The sequence below is a fragment of the Flammeovirga sp. EKP202 genome, from assembly GCF_014534745.1.
In the GTDB taxonomy this organism is placed as follows: Bacteria; Bacteroidota; Bacteroidia; order Cytophagales; family Flammeovirgaceae; genus Flammeovirga.
In genome coordinates, this window is record NZ_JACVVP010000044.1 from 24,127 (window position 1) to 49,848 (window position 25,722).

7 protein-coding genes are annotated in these 25,722 nt (G+C 36.9%); 3 read left to right on the plus strand and 4 right to left on the minus strand.

What is annotated here, in order from left to right; all coding sequences use genetic code 11:
- Window position 1 precedes the first annotated feature (1 nt).
- Both IC221_RS21855 and IC221_RS21860 read right to left on the minus strand, forming a co-directional pair.
- Entirely contained in the window at window positions 2-1,369 is a 1,368-nt protein-coding gene (locus IC221_RS21855) for an HlyD family secretion protein (RefSeq protein WP_188170996.1), read from the minus strand.
- Window positions 1,370-1,380: 11 nt separating this feature from the next.
- Entirely contained in the window at window positions 1,381-3,543 is a 2,163-nt protein-coding gene (locus IC221_RS21860) for a peptidase domain-containing ABC transporter (RefSeq protein WP_188170997.1), read from the minus strand.
- Between the two features lie 413 nt (window positions 3,544-3,956).
- Between IC221_RS21860 and IC221_RS21865 the strand changes: the two genes are divergently transcribed.
- Complete coding sequence (locus IC221_RS21865) at window positions 3,957-4,769, plus strand: alpha/beta fold hydrolase (RefSeq protein WP_188170998.1); 813 nt, start codon at window positions 3,957-3,959, stop codon at window positions 4,767-4,769.
- 488 nt (window positions 4,770-5,257) lie between these two features.
- On the opposite strand, the gene IC221_RS21870 is transcribed toward IC221_RS21865, so the two are convergent.
- Both IC221_RS21870 and IC221_RS21875 read right to left on the minus strand, forming a co-directional pair.
- Window positions 5,258-6,937 carry a RagB/SusD family nutrient uptake outer membrane protein gene (locus tag IC221_RS21870; RefSeq protein ID WP_188170999.1) on the minus strand — a complete coding sequence of 560 codons (1,680 nt, stop codon included), beginning with the start codon at window positions 6,935-6,937 and terminating at the stop codon, window positions 5,258-5,260.
- A gap of 18 nt (window positions 6,938-6,955) precedes the next feature.
- Window positions 6,956-10,105, minus strand: a complete 3,150-nt coding sequence (locus tag IC221_RS21875) for a TonB-dependent receptor (protein ID WP_188171000.1) — start codon at window positions 10,103-10,105, stop codon at window positions 6,956-6,958.
- Window positions 10,106-10,940: 835 nt separating this feature from the next.
- Here IC221_RS21875 and IC221_RS21880 point away from each other — a divergent pair.
- Window positions 10,941-11,990 (plus strand): PorP/SprF family type IX secretion system membrane protein, encoded by a 1,050-nt coding sequence (locus IC221_RS21880; protein ID WP_188171001.1) that lies wholly within the window; start codon window positions 10,941-10,943, stop codon window positions 11,988-11,990.
- A 21-nt stretch (window positions 11,991-12,011) separates the two neighbouring features.
- Window positions 12,012-25,652, plus strand: coding sequence for a gliding motility-associated C-terminal domain-containing protein (locus IC221_RS21885; RefSeq protein WP_188171002.1), 13,641 nt, complete (start codon window positions 12,012-12,014; stop codon window positions 25,650-25,652).
- Window positions 25,653-25,722 lie beyond the last annotated feature (70 nt).

The following is a 25,722-nucleotide window of genomic DNA, read 5'->3' on the forward strand; positions in this document are numbered from 1 at the left end:
ATTATTTCTTTTTTGATTTTGAAGATTTAGAAGACGCATCATAATTATTCAAACTTGGAGGGAAACCGTTGATCTGACGCCAAAGTTCATACCATATTGGCACCTCTTCCAACATTACCCATCCAAATACGCCTGTACCCATTCTTAATTCCATTGGCCACTCATCATCCTTCTCTTTAAGGTCCTGAGTGATTAAGATTCTAAATGTTCCGTCTGCTTGGTTCACAAAGTCTACAACTTCTACTTTACCACCGAAAGTACCAACTGATACACTTGGCCAACCTGAGAACTGAATCGATGGCCATCCATCAAATCTTAAACGAACATGTCTTCCTTCTTCAATCAAAGGTACATCCATTGTTTTCACGTAAATCGCTGCAGCTAGATGAGGGTTTTCAGGCATCAGTGTCATCAATACTTGACCACTCTTCACGTTTTCGCCAATACCGCTACTTAATGCTTGTACTACAATACCTTTTTGAGGAGCACGAATTACTCTCATTCCGGCACGTACTTCCATACTTGAAAGTTCATTTCTAGCTTTTGCTAATGAACCTTCGCTATCTGCAATTTCCGAAAGTGTTGTACTTAATTCCGAATCCGTTTTGGCAATCTTATCCAACATCTCGTTTCTTGTCACGTTTTTACCAAGAATTGCATTTTGGTATTCGTTGATGGCCATTTCAAATTTCGTTCTAGCACCCACTTCTTTCGAGACAGATTGTTGGTACTTACTTCTTACACCTTCCAACTTCGTCAAAGAAATCAAACCTTTATTGTAAAGTTCTTGATTGGCTTTGTACTGTCTGTCGGCGTTCTTTAGGTCCACTTTAGCAGCTTCCCAAGAAATACTGTCGCTTTCAACTTTTAGTAGCGTTTGCTCAATTTTATTATCAAACTGTTTCAATTTGATTTTCAAACCGTCTTCCAAAGCTGCAAGCTGACGTTCCTTTGCCAATACTTTATCTCTTTTGGCTGCAATTGCTTCACCTTTTGCCATAATACCTTCTTCCAAACGTAAAATCATGTCTGGGTCAATGTATTTGTCTTTTACCTCGGCAATGGTCAATAGCACTTGTCCTGAGTCAACGTGTTGCCCTTCTGCAACGTTCCATTTTGCAATAGTACCATCGATCGGACATTGAATTTTTTGAGGTCTATCTTGTGGCATTAACGCCGTCATTTCTCCTCTTGCTCTGATGTTTTGTTGCCATGGCAAAAACATTACAACAAAGAAGATGGCAATGATAGCCATGATCCATTGAGCAATTTTCTTTCCTTCAGAAGGTGTATTTAATGTATTTAGAGAACCAAATCTTCTGTCAAATTCCTGCTGATCAGAAGAGTTTTTTGGAGTGATATTTAACATTTCTTTCTGATTTAAGCGTTATTTGATGGTGGTAAAAAACAATGTTGGAAACTTGGATGTTGCTTCACTTCGTCTAACGTTCCTACTGTCTCCACCTTTCCTTGTGACATGATTGCCACACGATCACATAGGTTTGAAAGTATCGGGTCGTTACCCACAAAAACTAAAGTCCAAGGGTTGTTTTTATCGATTAAGAATGAAAGCACCTTCAATCTGATCTGACTATCCAACTCACGGAAAGTCTTATTCAAAATCAATAGTTTTGGACGATCCACAATACATCTTGCCAATAGGAAACGCATGGTTACACTTTCTGGGAATACTTTTCCACCAGCAGTAATCAATGTATTTAATCCTTGAGGTTGTTTATTGACAAAGTCTAATAACTCTACACTTTTTAATGCCCATAGCACATCATCGTAAGAAACAATTTCCTTACCCATTGTGATGTTTTCAAGGATTGTTCCGTCAAACAACTCTTCTTCAGAAAGGTTTTTCGAAATTTGATTCCTTATGCTATTCAAATCGACATCTTTCAAAGAATAATCGTCATAAGTGATCGCACCTGTATAGTCGTTAAGCATACTCGACAAAGCCAGCATCATTGCGTCTTTTCCTGAGAAGTTATACCCTAGCAAACATAATCTCTCTCCTTCTTTGATGTGTAAGTTGACACCATTCAACGCCTTTCTACCATTTGGATAAGAGAAATGTAAATCAGCAACTTTCACCTCAAAACCTTTACTTTCAGTGACAGGCATTGTGACACCGTTCTTTTTCTCTAATGGAAGATCTGTTACATGAGCAATTTTATCTACCGCTGTAAGCATGTCGTAAGCCACTTCCATTGATAATACTAGCTTTTCAGAAGCAGAAAGTACTAATACAATCACAATCTCTGAGGCTACGAATTGACCAAGGTTGATTTCTCTGTTGATCACTAACCAAGAACCAATAATCAATAAACCACCCGTTACCAATGTTTTGAAAATGTAAACGTAAAGGAATTGATTAATCACTACATTGAATTGTTTCTCTCTGTAGTGTAAATAATGGTTCGTAAGGTTTTCAGTTCTTTCTAATGGAAGCGTTGTACTACCGGCTATTTTGAATGAAAGTAATGTTCTTGCCATTTCTTCCAACCAATGTACTACTTTATACTTGTATTTTGATTCTACCATATTGGCCTCCAATGCTTTTGGACCTGTATAGTAAAATAGAATGATCAATAATGAGATCAGTACAATACCAAATACGATGAAAAGTGGGTGATAGAAAGAAAGTAGTACCATACCGAACAAAATCTGTAGGATCGCACCCGATAAATCAATCAAGAATTTTGGTAAACTTTTCTGGATGGTCAACACGTCAAAGAAGCGGTTCATCAACTCTGGTGCGTAGCTTCCCATCAACGACTCTAATTTTATTTTTGGCAGACGAAATGCAAATTCAAAGGCAGCTTTTACAAAAACCCTTCGTTGCAAGGTCTCCACCAGTTTTAACTGCATGATTTGTAAACCTCCGGTAAACATCGTCACCACAATGACCAAACCGATCATCACTGTAATCGAATCAATCACCACACCACCTGCTATCAATTCAATGACCGTTTGAACACCAAGTGGTAATACCAAACCGAACAATGAAATCAGTAATGCATAAATATAAATGTAAGCAATGTCTTTTTTCTCTACTGAAAGTAATCGATAGAGACGAGAGATAGAACCACTTTTTTCTTTAGTGGTAGCATCAGATATCATTGGGTTATTGGAAATTGGAATAGCATATTCAATTTCCCCTGATTCCAATCTGATTAAATTCTCTAAGGCAATCGTAAGATTGACTTCTGTTTCTTGCCCTAACACATCCACGACAGCAGCAAGGGTTTTACCACTTTCGTTTACATAAAAAATTACCGGTAAAGTAGACCCTTCAAGCTTACAAAGCGCTACAAAAGGAGTAATACTTTTCTCTAGGTGTTGGGCCAATGACGTTATTGTCCCTTTATTTTTTATTATAGCCAGGTTCATACCATCTGAATATCTCACCAAATTTCCCCAAAAATCCTCATCTTGGTTGGGGTCAATTAATGGCTCGATTACATCTCCTTCTATTTGATGCTGTATATGTTTAGATAGTAGTTGACTAAGTTTCTTATATCCTTTATTTGTCATAAAAACAGAAGTTGTTTCGTAGTGTTAAGTCTTGAACACAAAATTACATTAAATGTTTCATGATTTAATGAGGTCGAAGTAAATATTTCAAAATTTAAGATTTATAAAAACTTTCATATTAAACTCCTAATAAATGTAAAGTTGAGTAACCTAACTTAAACAGGAAGGGTAAACTATGTTATGTGTTTATTAATCATATTTTTCAAGAAAAAGAAATTATAACACCGTTACTAATAGCGGTATTTAAAAATATACATTTTAATCCACCAACTATTTTGAAAAACTGTTTGTAAGACAGGCATTCTAGCAATAGAATGTAAATAAGGGATCAAGTTGATCCCTTATTTTTTTATAAATGAATGAGTTGTTATTCAATTTAAAATAAGATAATTTTGTAAAAAAGAATATAAACTATGAAACCACTCATCAAATTACTTTCAACTACCGCACCCAATGTAGTAGTCAACATAGCCTATAAAAAAATATTAAAGCCTCAAGTGTTCAAACTTCGACCGCATGAGATTGAAATATTAGATAAGGCTGAACAAAAAAAGGTGGAAATCAACGCCATTGGCATTCAAACTTATAAATGGGGAAATGGTTCTAAAAAAGTATTACTTGTACATGGTTGGGAAGGTCAAGCAGGTAACTTTTCTGACATTATCCCAAGTTTAGTAGACAACGATTATACTGTATATGCTTTTGATGCTCCTTCTCATGGCTTTAGTGAGCAAGGAAGAACTACAATGTTTGATTTTAGTAATATCGTCAAATACATGTTGGATCAGCATCAGATGGATAAAATTATCTCCCATTCATTTGGCAGTGTTGGTACTACACATTGTTTAGCCAATCATGGAAATATACAAATTTCTAAATATGTTATGCTTACAACTCCTGATCGCTTTGAACAACGATTAGATGATGTTGCTGCTTTTGTAGGAATCACAAACAAAGTAAAAACAAGGCTAGTGAATAAATTGGAAACTGAATTTAATTTGAAAGTTAAAGATCAAAATGTTTCTGATTTCGTCAAAAAATCCAATGTAAAAGAAGCTTTGATTTTACATGATATTAATGATAAAGTTGTCAACATTGAACAATCAGAAAGTGTACAAAAAGCTTGGGGAAATACATGTGAATTAAGACGTATTGAAAATACAGGTCACTTCCGTATTTTAAGAACTAAAAGCATTGTAGATCAAATAGTTACATTCCTTGACTAAGAAATAAAAAAACCCGAATAATATATTAAGAATACTATTCGGGCCACTTAATTCTGGATAGAAATTATATTCAAAATTAAGAAATTTTCATGACATTTATGCTGTCTTTTTTGACGACAAAGCACAGAATTTTTCAGAATCTGCGATTCAAGAACGTTAGCCAAGATTTTTATTAAGAAAAAATTAAAATTATTTTCAATTCATCACAAAATTTGGAATAATTTCTAACAAAAATCACGTTACTGTTTTACTTTCCACTGGTTAACGTGATTTTTATAGCACAAAATAAGTCAATCCCTGTTTTTTTATTGATCGCCTCTTATATCCATCTAAAAAAAGACTGACCCCATCACAGAGCCAGCCTTGAAAAACTAAACTGATCGCTAAAAATTAATGTTTGTCTTAATAGTGAATTGTATAACACACTACTTTACAATTCTTTATCAAATTACCTTTTCATTTTTATTTCATAAGGTCAATTTTTCAAATTAATAGCCATCGTTTTGTTTAAAACCTGCATTGAGATCTAACTCTCTTTGAGGGATGGGTAAAAATTTACGTGTCCAATTAAAAGGTACTTCGTAATCCGAAGGGACACCTACGTCACCTGTTAAGTTTTGATTATTTCTGATGTAGATAGGATCGTCATGCGTTGGAGGTGCCAATTCATAATTAGTGACTGTTAATTCTTGATCAGCATATCCGCTTCCTCTTCGGATCACATCAAAGTAACGGTGGCCTTCCATTGCTAACTCCAATCTTCTTTCAAGGTAGATATCGTCTAATGTAACACCTGACTTTGAAGCCAAACCTGCTCTGTTTCTAATCATATTCACATATTCATCTGCTTTACCTTGATTTCCAGCTTGTAGGTAAAGCTCTGCTCCGATTAAGTAAATATCTGCCAAACGAATATAGTGGTAGTTTTGATCGTAGTTCAATTCAGGCGTACCATTATCCGTTCTTCTGTAAGCATGTGTTGTATACTTATAAGTAAACATACCTGTAAATGTATAATGTGCTTCTAACGATGGTGAAAAATCAGCAGGGTCATTATCAGGATTGCTTGTGAAAACTCTATACTCTTCGTCTACTAAATCTTTAGCATACATGATTGTTGATGCTTTTCTGACATCATCAGCAGTAAATAAAGCCTCTAGTTCTCTTGAAGGGCCACCAAAGCCCCAACCTTGAGCAAGGATATCACTGTTATGGCCTCTTGGCCCAGCCATTGTACATTGGTAGTTCCCCAATTTGTGATGTGACCAATCACCTGTTCCTGTATTCGCGAATGGGATTTCGAACAATACTTCCGGGTTGTAGTTTCCATTTTCATTAAATAAATCCGCATAGGAAGGAGATAGATAAGCACCTGAATTTGTGATAATCTCATCAGCCATTTTAATTGCATCTTGGATTGTGAAATCAGCACCATCTTCTACAGGTAAAGTCGACTTGTTATAAACACCTGTATAGAACATAAAGATTTTCAATAATTCCGCTTTTGCTGCATACTTTGTCAACCTTCCTAATTCGTTTTCAGGAAGCTCATTAGACATTAATGGAATCGCCTCTAGGATCTCTTTGGCCACAAAAGCATAACTTTCTTCTGGAGAAGCTTGAACAACATCTTCCCAATCATCAATACCTAAAGTTTCTTTGATCAAAGGAATATTTTCAAAAAGTCTTAATACCTCAAAATAGTAATGTGCTCTTAGAAAAATTGCTTCACCTTCGTAAAACGATTTAATATCTTCTTCATTAGATTTAAACTCAATTTTATCATAATTTGAAAGTAAGATATTGGCTCTCTGAATACCTACATAACATTTCTTCCAAGTTTTTTCACCTTGTTGGCTTACAGCTCTCGCATCAAATCGTTGCATTTGTTGCCAACCTAACATATCTGTACTATTGGCACCTCCTGTATAAACATCATCTGACATTACATCTGCCGTAAGGGCTTGAGGCATTGCCTGCCAATCAAGGTTATCATTACGAAGTAATTCATAGATCCCCATCAAAGATTGTCTTGCTCCAGTAGAGTTACCGAAAATAGTATCCTGATCTTGTGCATCTTTAGGTGTAATATCTAAAAACTTCGAACATGATGATGCTGTTATTACCAACATCAATAGTGCTCCTATATATAATTTATATTGTTTCATTTTCAGCTCTTTTTAAAATTAGAATGTGACGTTTAAACCCACTAAATAAGAACGTGCTTGTGGATAAGATCCCATATCAAATCCAGAACCCATAGCACCACCGTGACCCATTTCCGGATCTAAACCTGAGTATTCAGTAAATGTTAGTAAGTTGTTACCTGACACATACACTCTCAAGCGTTGTGTTCCAATTTTCTTTGCAATATGACTTGGTATAGTATAACCTACTTGAACGTTTTTCAATCTTAAATAAGAAGCATCTTCAATATGAACCATATCATTCATCCACAAGTAGTTGTTGTTCGTGTCATCATGGGTGAATCTTGGCATTGTGTTCGATCCATTTTCAGGCGTCCAGCTATTCAAGTAACGCGTGTCATAGTTTTGATCACCTAATAAGTCTCTACGTGTAGATGCATTCATCATCTTACCACCTGCTTGTCCTTGCCAGAACATTGAGAAATCAAACCCTTTATACTCCGCACGGATGGTTAAACCATAGGTCCAGTTGTGTACTGGAGTACCGATATCAGTACGGTCGTTTTCATCAATTACACCATCACCGTTTGTATCTACAAAACGAATATCACCAGGTTTTGCATTGGTACCAAACATCTCATTGTAGCGGTCCGCTTCTTGTTGGTTTTGAATTACACCATCTGTTTTGAAACCGTAAAAGAAAGGAAGTGAATGCCCCGTAGCCATTGCCATATTACCAACCGTGTTGTGTAAACCGTCACCGAAGATAAAACCGTCTGTATTGTTTACTGCTGTTACTTTGTTGTCATTGTAAGCGACATTACCCGTGATAGAGTATTTGAACTCTCCTTCATTATTCTGGTAAGTCAATGCCAATTCAATACCTTGGTTTCTTACCGTTCCTAAGTTGGTGATTGGATCTTCCTGACCTGTATAATCCGGCACTGGCTTGTTACCCAACAGGTCTTGTCTTTCTCTTGAATACAAATCAATATTGGCCTGTAACATGTCATTGAATAATCCCACGTCAATACCCAAGTTAAATTCTGCTGCCGCTTCCCAACGTAAATCAGGATTACCCATTCTTACATTTCCGTAACCTGGTTGAGGTACTCCTGCAGGTCCCAATGGGAATGATGGAGTAGATACAAAAGCAGACATATAACCAAATGGAGGAATATTTTCGTTACCTACTTTACCCCATGAACCTCTTACTTTTAAGAAGTTGACAGTCTCATTATGCTTCAAGAAGTCTTCGTTTGATACCACCCATCCTGCTTGTAATGAAGGGAAGAAACCAAATTGATGTGCTGGGCTAAAATTAGATGAACCATCATAACGCATTGTAGCACTGAATAAATACTTCTCTTTGTAATCATAACCAACTCTACCAAAGAAAGACATCAGGCGGTGATCATAAAAACCTCCATTTGTTTTTTGAGTATTGTCATCAGCACCATTACCGATGTAACCATAATCCCATCCAGGAAGCTGTAAACCATTTCTCATTCCCCACATGTCAGTTCCTGTACTTTGACGCATTGTCATACCACCAAGAACGGAGATCTTATGATCTGCATTGATCGTCTTCTCATACATTGCAGTATTTTCCCATTGCCAAGTACTGTATTCGTTCATACTTTGATTGACAGAACTATTGGCTACTTGATTTACAGAGTTATAATATACCTCAGGACTATATCCTCTGTTGGCCCATGAACCTACATCTACACCGAAGTCCGTTTTCATGGTCAAACCTTTAATGCTTACAGGCTTTACTTCTACGAATGCATTACCAATAAACTTATTAGACAAGTTACTTTCATACGTATTATGAATTTTGGCCATTGGGTTCACAATCTCTCTTAATTGTCTCTCTGAAATACCATAATAAGCACCATTTTCACCTGTTACAGGATTGAATTGGTTGGGGTTGTATGCAGGACGAACAGGGAAACTACTATATTCATTGTTCTTGTCATACTCATACACTGGCGTTAAAGGATCGTGTAATAATGCATTTTGGATAGCTCCACCAAATTGTTCGTGCTCGTTGATACCTCTTCTTTCTTCTCTTACAAAAGTAGCATTTACGCCTACTTTTACTGATTCGGAAACTTTGTGAGATGTATTTAAACGGAAAGTATAACGCTCAAATTGTGATTTTTCAGGTGCTACAATACCATCTTGACCAAAATACCCAAAACTTGCTAAGTAGTTTGAATTTTCATTTCCACCTGAAGATGAAATACTATGGTTTTGAATAGGTGCACTTTGGAATAATTCATTCTGCCAGTTGGTATCATGTGCAGGGTTAGCGATTTGTGCATCACTAAAGATAGGGCTTTGCCCTGCGTTTACCGCACCTTGGTTATGCAATGTCATGTATTGTTGGGCATTCAATAACGGCGACTCTCTCCAAGCATTTTGAACTCCATAATAACCATCATACGTGACAGTTGACTTCCCTGCCTTTCCTTTTTTAGTGGTGATCATTACCACACCGTTGGCACCTCTAGAACCGTAAATCGCAGACGAAGCAGCATCTTTTAGTACTTCCATTGACTCAATGTCATTAGGGTTAAGGAAGTTGATGTCATCCATTTGCATTCCATCCACTACAAATAATGGGCTATTATGACCATTTGAACCTGTACCACGAATACGGATATCTACCCCTGCACCAGGTTGACCTGATACATTCGTAACTAAGACACCCGGTGTACGGCCTTGTAAGGATTGCGCGGCGTTACCTACTGGCGTTTCAGTGATTTCCTCCGATTTTACTGAAGCAATTGCACCCGTTACCACACTTTTCTTTTGGACGCCATAACCTACCACCACAACTTCTTCCAGCTGTTCAATGTCTTCTGCTAGTTGTACCGTAATGTTACTTTTTGAGCCTACATTGATACTTTGAGTGATATAACCAATAAAGGAGAATGATAGTACTTTTGGACCATCTGATTCGTCAATCATTAATGAAAATTTACCATCAAAATCAGTAATGCTACCGATTGTGGTACCTTCTATAGCGACATTTACTCCGGGTAATACACTACCATCTTTTGCATCTGTGACAATACCTGTAATTGTTCTTTCTTGGGCATAAACATTCGACGTGAAGAATAGTCCCATCAAGAAAAACAATCCCAGTACTTTTGATAATTGTATTGGTTTTGTTAGCATAAATGTAAGTTTAGATAAAAATTTAGATTTAAGTTTTCATTTCATTGTAAACTGATTTACCGTCAACTATCCATTGATATTTCTATAAACATTCAAGGCATTATGACCACATAAGTCATATAGAAAGACCACTTACACGAATATTAGCGATAGTATAATTTGTGTCTTGTAGATCATCAGAAATCTCCCGACTTCTAACTACCATAAATAATCGAAATCTTAGTTTACAGTGTAATCAGTGCTAATCATTAAAAAGTTTCTGCAGAAAAAAATTAGGTTTTAGCTTCATTTCATAGTGCAATACTAACAGGATTAAGTGTCAATTGAAACCTTCTCAAATATTCCTCAATATTTGTTTATACTGTTTAATAAAATAAGTAGTTTATTAATTTTCAGAAGTTTATTTTCAATGTGTTTTTTGTTGATTTTCTATTTTATCAAATAAATAAAAATACTCTTTTAACAAGAGTTATCAATGCGAATGTTTTTTTAAGAAAAATAGTATTGAGTTCTATAAATTCCTTTCTATTCGTAAAATTCAATTTTTACAGTTCATGTAATGAACTGTAAATTTAGTATTCGATAAACAATACACACATTTTAATAAAAGTTAATACATTGTATGCTTTATTATGTTTAGCGCTTTATAGTTAGTTAATAATATTACTATTTAAATAAAAAATATAACTATTACATTTTCAGTGTAAAACTTACATCTGTTAGAACTTTTTTGTAAATGGTATTTTTCTAATGTTTTATTGGCATGAATTTATCGTATACCTCATTAGACTTTTTGTACTGACGATAATTTTAAATTAGAATAATGCAATACCCCATGCAGCTTAGGACTTTATTAATCCTATTAATAATTTCCCTTTCTCCATTGGTAACACTAGCTCAAGACCCTCAATTTTCTCAATTTTATGCTGCACCCCTCTATCTGAATCCTGCTATGGCTGGGAACACTTACGATGGTAGGGCAACATTAAATTATAGAAATCAATGGGTGGGCTTACCTGCCAATTTTGAAACTTATATGGTTGGCTATGACCAATTCATTCCAAGCAAGAATATTGCTTTGGGTGGTACTATCCGACAAGATAAATCAAGTATTAATGGCAATAGAAGCTTTACCAATACTAGTGTTGAAGCTATTGGCAGTTATTTCTTGAGCATCAATAAAAATCTTAAAATCAATTTTGGGCTTCAACTTGGTGTGATGCAGTCCTCTTTAGCTTTTAACGACATTATCTTCAGTGATCAAATTGGTCCTGGAGGAGGAATTAGTGGACCAACTGCAGAAAGACTATTAAATGAAAATGCTTTTGTTCCTGATATTTCAGCAGGTGTTCTTGTATATGGTAGAGGCTTTTGGGGTGGTATGTCATTTCATCATATTAATTCTCCTAACGTCACATTTATGAATGGGAAACAGAATTATCCACTGAAATTTTCATTGATGGGTGGATACGTTATTCCGTTAGAATATGTCAACAGAAGAAAAACAGTAAAAGGTTATGATGGAAAGTCCATTTCTCCAGTGGCCTTATTTATGCAACAGGGAGGCTATTCCCAATTAAGTCTTGGAGTATATGCCAATTTAGAACCTTTATTAGTTGGTTTTTGGTACAGAGGCTTACCCCTTATTAAAAACAATGAGGCACAATCTATCAATCATGATGCTATCATACTGATGATTGGTACTAAAATCAAAGGATTCAAATTTGGCTACAGTATGGATTGGACATTAACCCGCCTTCCCCAAGTGGGTGCAATGTCGCATGAAATATCCTTAGGCTATGATTTAGATATATATAAAGACTATCGTAAAAAGAAAAAACGTAAGGCTGAACTACTACCATGTTCTACCCCATGGGTAAACTAATTTTTTGAACTAATGAAAATTATGAAAAGATACTTACTAAGCATATTTGTCATTTTTGTTACTAGCTTACTGTTCATTAATGATGCTAAGGCTCAACCTCCCATCGAGTTAGATGACATTTTACTGTGTGGTAAAACAAATAACGGCAACGTGGATTATGAACTTCCAGGGTATAATGGCAATGGCTATAATAATGATGGAAAGTCTTACAATTTCTTATGGACGATGACGGTCGTTGAAGGAGAAATAGAAGTTAAAAATGGAGAAACTACTTCCTCTGTTAAGATTCAATTCAAAAAACAGATAGGAGGTTTTGCCATTGGAAAGCTAAAAATTGAAGTGTGGGAAGATGGCTGTAGTGAAAACTCTGGAAGTAACTCTGGAGTACCTACAGGTTGTTATAATGTAAAAGAAATTTATGTTGGATTTTATGTTGCACAAGCCTTTGGGTTAAGTGTATTAGAGGATCCAATTGACCAATGTGCACCTGCTACCCAAACCATTAATGCAGGTTTTGATGATCTACCAATTGATGTTTCCTTTGATCCACAATGGAATTTAGAAAGCACTACAGGGTTGACCGCTACTAAAGTTACTGACCTTACCAACCAAATCAATCAAGCTACTACCAACAAAGAAACAGATCTACCTATCACGGTAGAAAATATAGATTTTGAACCCACTGCAAATACTGCAACGATAACTCTTACAGCTACTTCTGCTTGTGGTGGTACTTCTGCTACATCAGATCCTATTGTCTTGACTTTTTACAGAACTCCAGAAATTGCTGTTGGTGCTTTAACAGAAGTCTGCGCCACCAATGGTCAAAACTTAGGACAAGTAATTGCAGAAACGACTGATCCATTTACCTACGCTTGGGATATTGGTGGTGCGAGTTCAGGAACAGTGAATTTGACAGGAGGTTCATTTACTTTCAATACTTCTGGCACGAACAACAGTGGTTTAGTAGTCACGGATGTACAATTTGATACTGATGTTTTACAAATGTCAGCCACTTTTGATATTTCAGCCAGCGGGGCATTAGGAGGTTGTGGTGGAGACACAGATCAAATAGTCGTTACTTTTATCAATAGTGCTTTAAAAACCGTTACTTCTCCTTTTTGTTCACTTCAAAATGGTGGAAACTTTACAGTAGCAAATGAAAACACAGCCGCTTACGGTTATGATTACCAATGGTCCATCAATTCGATTACGTCAGGTGCCAATGTGGATCTTGTGGCTTTTGGGAATGATAATTCAGGTTTACGTTTAGATAATATCGTTTTCAATGGTGATGAATCAGTCATCAACCTTACTTTAGACCTTACTGTTAGTGGTTTAAATACTACATGTAATACTCAATCCTATAATGTAGTCATCAACAGAACTCCTCCTCAATTATCACAAGCAGACATCACTTTTTGTGCATTGGATGGCAGTTCTGGAAATGCGGGTGTAGCAGAAGACACTTCTCCTATTAATGGATATACTTATACATGGAGTAAGGTAGGTACTCCTTCAAATGGTGATTATGATATTGTTCCAAGTGCGAATGGTACAGGATTCACGATTGACAATGTTGCTTTTAATAATAAAGAAGAGACAATTACAGGTGTTGCCCGATTGGATATTACGGGCTTGGATCCTACATGTGGAGACTCATTTGTAGAAATTAATATTACAATCAATAGCTTACCTTCTGCACAAGGTTTGACTTCAATTGTCCTTTGTGCGGATCAGAATGGAAGTTATAATGTGATCCCTGCCAATGATCCTCAAGATGTGGTCAATGGGCAAACGTATAATTGGAGCTATACTTTAGATGATCCTTCATTAGGTTCACTTACTTTATCTCCAACCACCAACTTAGATCAATCAGGGCTTGATTTTAATAATGTCACTTTCAACGGTTCCAATACATCACTTACTGGTTTTGTCCACCTTCAAGTCACAGGATCGATTTGTGGAGCGACAACAACTGATATTCCTTTTACGATTTATAGAAGACCGAGTGTGTTGGATATTACTTCAGTTGAATTGTGTGCGACTCAAAATGAATCTTTAATAGAAATCATCACTGCACATAATGATAATTTTAGTGGATATGATTTCAATTGGACTATTGGTACAATTAACGGTGGAAATACTACGCCAATCATTTATGGAAATAATGATAGTGGAGTTCGTTTCCAAGATGTCGTTTTTGATCCGAATTCACAGCAAATCACTACGACCCTCGATTTAGTCATTAATGGACTAGCATCTGATTGTGGCAACACAATGTCGATTCCAGTAACAATTGATAGAAACCCTGATGTTTTAGCGAATCTTACGGATTTCACCACTTGTCAATTGGACCTTGCGACTCCTGGTATTTTTGTCGTGACACCTTACACTGAGGATTTCCCAACTATCGAATACGATTGGATCAATAAAACAGAAACAGGTGGTACGACTACCCTAACGAAAACAGGAAACGACTTTAGTGGATTACGTTTAGATGACGTTGATTTTGATAACGGATCTTCAGTGATCAATGGTAGTATAGAAGTAACAGTGACCGGAGCTGGGGCAGGTTGTACGGCAACTACTCAGACTTTAAACTATACGATCTATAGAATTCCGGATGGTTTACAATTTACGACTCCTCAAGCTTGTGTGACCAATGGTCAAAATAATGTGGTGCTTATCCCTGCCAATACGGAAATCGTTTCAGATTTCAATTACACTTGGCAACTCTTAAGTATCAACAACGGTACCGCTGATTTTAGTGGAATTAATGCGACTGACAATTCAGGTTTATCAGTAAGCAATATTGCATTCAATACCAATCAATCTCAGATCACAGCTACAATTAGAGCATCTGTAACAAATGTAGACGGAAGTTGTAATGCCTCTTCGGTAGATTTTACAGTAACCTTAGATAGAACACCTCAAGTCACAACTATAGGTGCTCAAACGTATTGTTTTGTAGAAGGAGCAATTGATCAAGAAGTATCACCTGAAATCCTGGATGTACTGACTGGATATACTTATACGTGGTCTATTAACAACATTACAAACGGTACACTGACAGGAACAGCTTTCGGTAATCAAGACACTGGTTTTAAGTTGACGAATGTGACATTCAATGATAATCAAGAAACTGTCACTGCCGACGTTGATGTAGAAGTACAAACGGCTTCTTGTGGATTAGTGACGCATACTATCCCTGTTACGATCAATAGAATTCCAGATATCATCAACCAAAGCAATATTGCACTTTGTGCTTTTGACTTAGAAACCAATGTTCAAGCCATTACTGCAAATGCTGCAACTGATGTGATCACAGGAGCAACTTACAGCTATACAGTCAATACCACTGACGGTGTAATTACTACTTCTCAAAATGGTAGTGATAATTCAGGTTTAGTATTTACTTCTATCGATTTTAATGGAAATAATACAACGATCAGTGGTACTATTGATGTGGAAGTGACTTTACCGCAATGTGGTAGGGTAACGAATAGTATTCCATTTGTGATCTATAGAAAACCAGATCAACTCGCACTGTCAGCCATTGATTTATGTGCTGAAAATGGTTTAGCTTCAATTACAGCAGTCACTGCCAATACGGATTTCTTTGCAGGCTATACTTTTGATTGGACACTTACCGTGAATTCAGGTGGTACAATGGGAATGACGACTAACGGCAATAATGATAGCGGAGTAGATTTCACTTCTATTACTTTTAATGCCAATTCAGAAGTCATTACAGCCACATTAGATTTGGAGGTTGTTGGTTTGGACGCAAGTTGTGGAAACACAGTGAGTATTCCGGTCAACGTCTATAGAATCCCTGATATATTTGCCAACCTTACGGACTTTGAAACTTGTATTCTGAAAGGAACTACTAGTGTAGATGTCGTGGGTACATCAACGGAAGATTATCCAAATATGACCTTCACTTGGACAGAAAAAGTAGCTCCAAGTAACGGAAGTACTATTACTTTAGATCCTTATGGAACGGACGGTGAAGCTTTACGCTTTATTAATGTTGACTTCGGTAATGGAGAGTCAGAAATCACAGGAACAATCACACTAACGGTTAATAATCCAGCAGGAGGTTGTGCTACTACCAAAGATTTTAATTACATCATCCACCGTCTTCCTGACGGTTTGCAGATTAGCGATCAATTACTTTGTGCATTGAATGGTGACACCAATATTCAGTTACAGGGCTTAAATACAGAGATTGTAGACAATTACTCTTACCAATGGAGTATCAGTAATTTTACAGGCGGTACCGCTACGGTTTCTTCTACTGCAGTTGGTGTAGGATCAGATGGGTCTGATTTATACCTCAATGATATTAATTTCAATACAGGTTCATCAACGCTTACTGCAACAATTAGAGGTACTGTAATTGGAATGGACAATAGTTGTACAGGAGCAACAAAAGATATTACAGTCACTGTTCATCGTATTCCAGATGCCTTCAGATTAACAGACCAATCGTTCTGTTTGCAAAATGGTGCAGTGACAGAGACATTAGCTTCTCCAGAAACCGATGTGATTGCAGGTTATACGTATACTTGGACACACAGTGTTACAGGTGGTACAATTACTACGTCAACTACGGGGACGAATAATTCAGGCTTAGACCTTACCAATGTTGCTTTTGATCCTTCAGCGACTCAGATTATAGGTACAGTTACTTTAACAGTAGCAGGTATTGATGCGAATTGTGGTACAAATTCTCATTCTTTCACTATTACAATCAACCGTTTACCGGATAACCTTAGTACTACAGCCGTCAATCTATGTCAATTGGATGGAGACACTGATGTGAATGTTTTCAATCCAAATGCTGTTGCAGTAGGTACTTTTGCTTATGTATGGGAGTGGGAATCTATCTCAGGAGGTACAGTGACATTAAGTGGTTACGGTAATAATAATTCAGGTTTAGAATTCGACAATATTACTTTCTCAGGAAGTTCAAATATCATTCAAGGTACTTTAAAAACGACCGTAAATAATGTAGATGCTTCTTGTACTCCTACTCCGATTTACACTACGGTAGAAATACATAGAGTTCTTGATCTGACAGGACATACAGGACCTATTGAGTTTTGTGCCTATCAAGGCGATACAGATCAATTGGTTTTAAATGAAATTGCTCAAGCAATCAACGGTTATGATTTCAATTGGAGTATTGATAATATCAGTAACGGTACTATTGTTTTAGATCCTAGCGGAAATAATAACAGTCAGTTGGAGTTTGATGATATCACTTTTGATGCCGGTGAGGTATTGATTAGTGGAGATTTATTGTTGGAAGTGAATAATGTAGATGCTTCATGTGGTACTATTTCACAAACGGTACCTTTCTCTATTCACCTTCTTCCTGATGTATTAAAACTAACTGGCTACAGTATTTCCCTTTGTTCTTATGCGGTAAATATGAATCAATTGATTGATACTGGAAATGATACTGCACTCAATGGATATACTTATAATTGGAGTTTCCAAACGGCTCCTTCAGGAGGTACATTCGAATTGCCAACTGCTACTGATCATACCAAAGCAGATCAGTCAGACCTTAATTTTTACAATATCAATTTTGATGCAAGTAGTACTGTCATCAATGCCGTAATCCGTTTGACGGTCACAGGCCTATCGACAACTTGTGGTATTACGGAGAAATTGATTCCTGTAGTCATTGACTTGGAAGCCGATGACCCTAATCTAGTAGATCAAGTAGTTTGTGCTGAAGAGGGTGAAACTAATGTAATGGGTTATGCTGAAGATCTTAATCTATTTGCAGGTGTGACTTCTACATGGACGATTTCAAATGTGTCGGGTGGTACTATTTCAGGCATTACACAATACGGTAATCTTAATTCGGGAGTGTTATTTGATCAAGTCAACTTCGATGCTGATTCTGAACAAATCACTGGTGAATTGACATTAGTACAGATGACACCAAACTGTACAGATAAAACGGAAACCATTGATTTCACCATCAATAGAACCTTCGACCTAGGAAGCTATACTTCTATTGAACTTTGTACGACGGATAATGATACAAACACCACTCAGATTTTTGCTCCGATTAGTGATAACTTCCCAACAATCACTTACGCTTGGGCGAAAAATGGAACCTTTACAGATGGTGATTTCGAATTAGTACCTTCAGCCAATAACACTGGACTTTCAATTCAAAATATTCAGTTTGACGATGGAAAATCAATCATCACAGGTTCGGTTACTCTTACGGTTACGACTCCTGATTGTGGTGTGATCACTCAAGATATCCCTGTCAATGTCACTAGAAAAGTAGAATTGGCAGATGTTACATTAAATGATCTTTGCGTAACGGAAAACTCCTCAGGACATATTTTACATGATGAGGTTTTAGAAAATATTGCAGGATTCAGCTACGATTGGAATGTAGTGACGGCAACTGTAAATGGCGGTACTTTTGATTTGGATATTTCAGGTAATAATAACTCCTTATTGACGGTCAACAACGTTGTATTTGATAATAATTCGATAGAAATCACAGCCGATATTACTTTAAGTGTAAACAGTTCTTGTGATAACAGCACAGTGACAAAACAAATTAGAATCCAACGTATTCCTGATCTTACAACTTTGACAGATGTTGTGATTTGTGCCTTGCAAGACACCGATGGAGAAACGATTGTTATTGAAAATACAGAAGATTTTGGAAGTGGTGTCACTTACAACTGGAGTATTGCTACTGGAACGCTATCAGGTGGAACGGTCACTTTAGTACCAAGTACAACCAACAACAATTCTGGTTTGGTGCTTGATGACATTCACTTTGATGATAGCATTGATCCTTCTTCCTCTTCCATTTCCTTTACGGTAGATTTAGAAGTCACAGGACTTTGTCAAACCTTGAATCAGTCCTTCACCGTTCAGATTGACCGTGCAGTGGACATGAGTATTTTCCCTGCCTCTATCACAGAATGTCAATTGGATGAAGCCACTGATGTAGAAGTAATCGCTGTAGCCACAGAAACGGTTGATAACTTTAATTACACATGGAGTATCGTTTCTATCAGTGGAGGTACATTCAGCTTAGATCCTCAAGGAACGGACGCTTCAGGGTTACAATTGGATGCCATTCAATTTAATGATTCAACGACTCCTAGTTCAGCGACAATTAATGCGGTCATTAGGGTACAAAATACTAACGGTTGTGCAATTGATTCAAAAGATATTCCGGTGACCATTAACCGACTTCCTTCTATCAATGATGTGGTTTCAATAGAAACTTGTGTGGATGAAAATGCAACAGGCGTTGAATTAATCAACCAAGCTTTTGAAGAGATCGATGGTTATGTATATTCATGGTCGTATGATAACACGACATTTACGGGAGGTTCTGCAGACTTTGCAGGAGCCAATACGGATGGCTCAGGTCTGGAACTGACATCGATTACATTTGATGACAATAGTGCTACAGTTTCAGGAATCGTTACAGTCAATATTTCCAACTCTTGTGGGATTGGTGACAAAGACATTCCATTTACTTTACATCGTATTCCTAATACCGCCTCAATCACTTTAAATACAGCTTGTGCAACATCAGGTAATGGTACAGCAACTTTATTCAATGGACTTTCAGAAACACTTGCAGATTGGACTTTTGAATGGGCTTTAATTGAAGGTTCAGTTAGTGGTGGTTCATTGACATTAAGTGCAACTACTACTCAGAGTAACGAAGCATTAATGGCTGAGAATATTAATTTCGATGCCAACCAAAAAACCATCACAGGTAATGTTACTTTAATTATTACATCGACATCATGTAATGATCAATCGATCACACTTCCATTTACCATCAACAGAGAAATCGATTTAGATGCGATCACGCTCAACGAACTTTGTGTGGTACAAGGAAGTACATTGCAGATCTTGAATGCTGAATCTACTGAAACACTTGATGGTTATGCTTACAATTGGACTAACCTTAATATCATAAGTGGAGGAAGTTTTACAGTATCATCTGATGGAAATAATAATTCAAGATTATTGGCTAATGATATTACATTTGATGCCAACTCTTTAGTCATTAATGCAGAAATCACATTGGATGTTACAGGTAGCTGTAATACTGCTTCAAGAACAATTCCGATTACTATTAATAGAATTCCTGACCTTTCGAGCATCAGTAATCAATTCCTTTGTTTGGTTCAAAATACCACTGACGAGATTTTGGTGACTGCATCAACAGAGACCTTAGGAACAATCGATTATACTTGGACGATTGATGCTTCGACTTTAACAGGAGGTTCGGCGACTTTACAAGCCTATGGAAATAATAATTCAGGTGTAAGACTTCAAACAGTCACTTTTGATACCAATTCTGATGAAATCACCTTCACTGTTGATGTTTCATTAAGCAATGCTTGTCAAGGGAGCACTACTTCATTTGATGTGACGATCAACAGACAAGTTGACTTCTCACTATTCCCTGATACCATAGAAGAATGTTTAGTTGATAATAGTACAGGCATTACGGTAATCGATCCTCAAACGGAACAAATCAATAACATCACTTTTGATTATGAAATCGTCACTGCATCATTAAATGGCGGTAGCTTTACTTTAGAAACGAGCGGTACTGACAACTCAGGATTGATCTTGAATGACATTCAGTTTGACAATACTTCTGATCAGATTCAAGCCAATGTAAGAGTATTTAATGAAGCAGGTTGTTCATTGGATGATAAAACTATTGCGGTGACGATCCGAAGAATGGCTGATCAAACGACATTAACAGAAGTGAATTTATGCGTAGAAAATAATGCAACAAATACTGAAGCTATTGCTGAAAATGAGTTTGCGATTGACAACATGGTTTACAGTTATCAGATTATCAATGTAATCGGTGGACAGATTCCTTCATTTACTCAAAATGGCAACAACAATTCTCAGTTAGTATTAGATCAAGTGATTTTTAATGCAGATCAAACAAACATCACTGCTGACATCGTACTCACAGTCAACAACTCTTGTGATGCGACTCCTTATACTATTCCATTGAACATTGAAAGAACGGTAGATTTATCGTCGATCACACTCAATGAACTTTGTGCTACTGATGAAGATGGAAGCACAATGGAGTTATACGCGGAAAGCACAGAAAACCTTCCTTCATGGTCATATACTTGGACTTTGCTACCGAGTACCATGACAGGTGGTTCATTTACTATCGCTCCAAAAGGAAATCAAAATAGCAGTCTTGATGCATCGGCAATCAACTTTGATGAAGGAAGCAACGAAATCACGGCTTCAGTAAACTTGACATTAACAGGAAGCTGTAATGATGCTACTCAAACCCTTCCGATTACGATTAGAAGAAATGTAGACCTCCAAAGTATCACACTCAATGAACTTTGTGTGATCCAAGGAAGCACTGCACAAATCTTAAATCCAGAATCAACGGAGACTATTACCGGTTATACTTATAATTGGACAAACCTTACGATCACCAACGGAGGTAGCTTTACAGTTTCTTCTGATGGCAACAATAATTCTAGATTGCTGGCGAATAACATTACATTTGATGCCAACTCTTTAGTGATCAATGCTGAAATCACATTGGACGTTACAGGAAGTTGTAATACTGCCTCAAGAGTAATTCCGATTACCATCAATAGAATTCCTGACTTGTCGGTGATCAGTAATCAAGTACGTTGTTTAATTCAAAATTCGACAGACGAAACATTGATTACAGCCTCTACAGAAACTTGGGGCACGATCGATTATTCTTGGACGATTGATGCATCAACCTTGACGGGTGGTACAGCAACTTTGGAAGCTTATGGAAATAATAATTCAGGTGTAAATCTTCAAACAGTCACTTTTGATGAGGGATCTGATGTAATTACATTCACTGTCAATGTCACATTAAGCAATGCTTGTCAAGGAAGCAACACTTCATTTGATGTGACGATCAATAGACAGATCGATTTCTCATTATTCCCTGATACAATTGATGAATGTTTGGTAGACAATAGCACTGGCATTACGGTAATCGATCCTCAAACAGAACAAATCAACAATATCACTTTTGATTATGAAATCGTTACAGGTTCACTAAATGGTGGTAGTTTTACCTTAGAAACAAGTGGTGCTGATGATTCAGGACTGATCTTGAATGCTATTCAGTTTGATGACACATCTGATGAGATTCAAGCCAATGTAAGGGTATTTAATGAATCAGGTTGTTCACTGGATGAGAAGATCATCGCAGTGACAATTCAAAGAGTAGCCGATCAAACGACATTGACAGGAGTAGATTTATGTTTGACCAACAATGCTACTAATGTTGAAGCAATTGAAGAGAATGAATTTGCGATTGACAATATGGTTTTCAACTATCAAATCATCAATATCAATGGCGGACAGATTCCATCCTTTACACAAAGTGGCAACAATAATTCTCAGTTGGTATTAGATCAAGTTATTTTTGATATGGATCAAACTAATATCACAGCTGACATTGTACTCACAGTCAACAACTCATGTGATGCGACTCCTGACACCATTCCTCTGACAATTAATAGATCTGTAGATGTAGCTTCTATTGATTTGAATGAGTTGTGTGCTTTTGATGAAGACGGTAGCACCTTAGAATTATGGGCAGGGAATAGTGAAAACCTTCCATCTTGGACTTACACTTGGATTCTTTTGGATGGAACAACAGGAGGTTCTTTTGATTTATCAACAAAAGGAAATCAAGGAAGTGGGTTGGATGTTTCTGCAATTAATTTTGATGAAGGAAGTGATGTCATTACAGGTTCGGTGACATTAAATACGACCGGAAGTTGTAATAATATCATTCAGACCTTCACCATAACAATTAGAAGAAGTATAGACCTTTCAAACATCAGGGATTATGAAAATTGTGTGGATGGTTTAGAAGATCTTGAACTTTATACTTCCAACGATGAAGAACTAGCGTCTATCGATCATACTTGGACTTCATCTGTCACTGGCGGTTCATTTACATTAGTTCCAACAGGAAATAATAACGCTGGACTTACTTTACAAGACATCACTTTTGATAATAACAGTTATGCTATTACAGGTACGTTGACTATCAATCAAACAGGTTCTTGTGACGAAAGAAGTCAAACCGTCAATATCAATCTTTATAGAGCTCCTGTATTTACCAATAGTGATACGTTGGTATTCTGTCAAGATGAAATCAATACAATTGAAGGAATTTCTTCTGATGCAGGCGTATTTAATATCCGATGGGAAGTTGCTTCTATTGATGGGGCAAGTGCATCGGGTATCAATAAAATCAATGCCTACAACAATTCGACTTCAAATACACTGACCAATCTACAGATGACGAAAGATGATTTTGAAGCTTCATCTGGCTTGATCACGGTGACTTTCAACCTTATCACAAGTAATTCACTTTACAGCAGTTGTGAAAGTACTCAAGAGGTTGTAGTTCAATTTACTCGTATACCTGAAATCACGATTCCTGATGCAGAAGCAGAGGGCTGTTCGGCGGTTCCTGTCGTTCTTATGCCTTTCGGAGATGATGATTTCTCAGAAGATTATAATTATGAGTGGAATTTGGATGTTGCTTCATTGGTGGGAACTTCAGCGGATGGATCGATAAGAATTCAAGGTTTAGTGCAAAGCTTTACTGGTCAAAATTTATCGATCACGCTTGAGGATACGGATTATAATAATGTCAATACTCAGCAGATCAATTTTGATGTGACACTTACGGTAACCAATAAAGTAAATGAAACTTGTAGCAATGCAGGAAGTACAAAGACTTTCAGTTTTACCATTCACCGTTCACCTATAGTAGGTCTTCCTACAGATACTTTGGCAGTGTGTGAAGCAGAAACGATTTCAATTCAATCATCGTATGACGAGCAAAGTAACATTGAATACAGTTGGGAATTTTTAAATGTTGTAGGTGGTCAACTGTCCAATGATGGTGTGAATCAATACAGCATTAACGTTCACTCTCCTGTATTTGATAGCGATGTATATGATATTTACGCAGACGTTGTTTTAACGACAGTCAACAAATTGGTTCCAGATGTTTGTCCGGGTATTGATACCGCAAAAGTACATTTCCAAAGAACACCAACTTCGAATTTTACTATTCAAAATCCGGTGGGTTGTGCTCAACAAGTATTGACATTGGATGCTTCAACTTCTGGTATTCCAAACGGAGAAAATACTTACGAATGGGATTTCAATTACAATGGTACTTTCTCAGCTGATTCTTCTTCTACCCTTTCAACAATGGATAAAGTTTATGAAGGAGAAGGCACGTATACCATCGCATTGAGAATCACATCAGCACTTGGGTGTACAAGTAATATTTATTCTGAATCAATCACTATTTACCCAAGCCCTGTCGCTAATTTCAACATTCCTGATCTGATCTGTTTGGATCAAGAATTTGAAGCGAACAATAATGGTTCAACAGCAGGAAATCCTGATGGAGAAATCACTTGGGAATGGTATATGGATTATGGTGGAAACAATACGATCTCTCAAGGAAGTAATTCATCGATCAATTACAGTTATCCTCAAACAGGTAATTATCAAATTGCCTTAGTAATCACCAACAGTTCAGGTTGTCAAGACGTAATGATCAAGGAAATCGATGTTATAGGTCTTCCTGAAACTACATTTGATCCATTAGTCTACATATGTGAAGGAGAAACTGCCACACTTAGTATCTCAGGGGGTGAATCATGGGAATGGTCTACAGGAGAAACAACTTCAACGATCAATGTTACTCCTACTGAATCACAGAAATACGGAGTGAAGTGTTTCAATCAATTAGGCTGTTTCAAAACAGATTCTATTGAAGTGGTCGTTCTTCCAAACGGATCAGGAAGCTCTATTATAGAAGCTTGTGATTTTGCAGAAGTGACCCTTTCAACCATCATAGATGATCCTGCTGTAGTAAAAGGTATTGAGTGGAGTACGGGTGAAACTACCTCTTCTATTGTAGTCACTGAAGCAGGTACATTCTCTTATACCTTACTTGTACAAAGTGATCCGAATGCTGATCCATGTACCTATACGCATAGTATTACAGTCAATAGAGATCCAATTCCAGGTACGCTTCTTCCATCAGATACCACATTCTGTTTTGAAGATGATGCAAGAATTGAATTAGTAGCCACTAATGATCCAAATGTTGTTGTGGTATGGGAAGATACAGAAGAAACAACGCCAACAGTAACAAGAGGTGAAGAAGGCGTTTATGCTGTAAAAATCATGGATACTTCTAGAGAAACAGCATGTTTTGAAGAATACGAAATCAATGTCGTAGAATTATGTCCTCCAAGAATTTCAGCGCCAACAGGCTTTACGCCAAACGGTGATGGCTTGAACGACACTTTCTACATTGAAGCCTCCGATTTATTCAATATCACTTTGACGATTTATAACCGTTGGGGAGAAATTATTTTCTACAGAGAATATGCGGATGAATATGAACTCAAAGATCCTAAAAAAGGTTGGGATGGTACGTATAGAGGTCGTAAGGTATCGATTGGTGATTATGTGTATACATTAACTTATGAAAGTGAATTGTATCCTGGTGAGAAGTTTAGAAAGGATAGCGGTATTTCGGTGATTTATTAATCCCTCATCATCAGCTCATGAATTAATTCATGGGCTGATGATGTGAGGAAAACGGCATAATTAACACCTC

Coding starts and splice junctions, on each gene's coding strand:
- IC221_RS21865 (WP_188170998.1), top strand. CDS start 3,957: ATGAAACCACTCATCAAATTACTTTCAACTACCGCACCCAATGTAGTA.
- IC221_RS21885 (WP_188171002.1), top strand. CDS start 12,012: ATGAAAAGATACTTACTAAGCATATTTGTCATTTTTGTTACTAGCTTA.
- IC221_RS21880 (WP_188171001.1), top strand. CDS start 10,941: ATGCAGCTTAGGACTTTATTAATCCTATTAATAATTTCCCTTTCTCCA.
- IC221_RS21855 (WP_188170996.1), bottom strand. CDS start 1,369: ATGTTAAATATCACTCCAAAAAACTCTTCTGATCAGCAGGAATTTGAC.
- IC221_RS21860 (WP_188170997.1), bottom strand. CDS start 3,543: ATGACAAATAAAGGATATAAGAAACTTAGTCAACTACTATCTAAACAT.
- IC221_RS21870 (WP_188170999.1), bottom strand. CDS start 6,937: ATGAAACAATATAAATTATATATAGGAGCACTATTGATGTTGGTAATA.
- IC221_RS21875 (WP_188171000.1), bottom strand. CDS start 10,105: ATGCTAACAAAACCAATACAATTATCAAAAGTACTGGGATTGTTTTTC.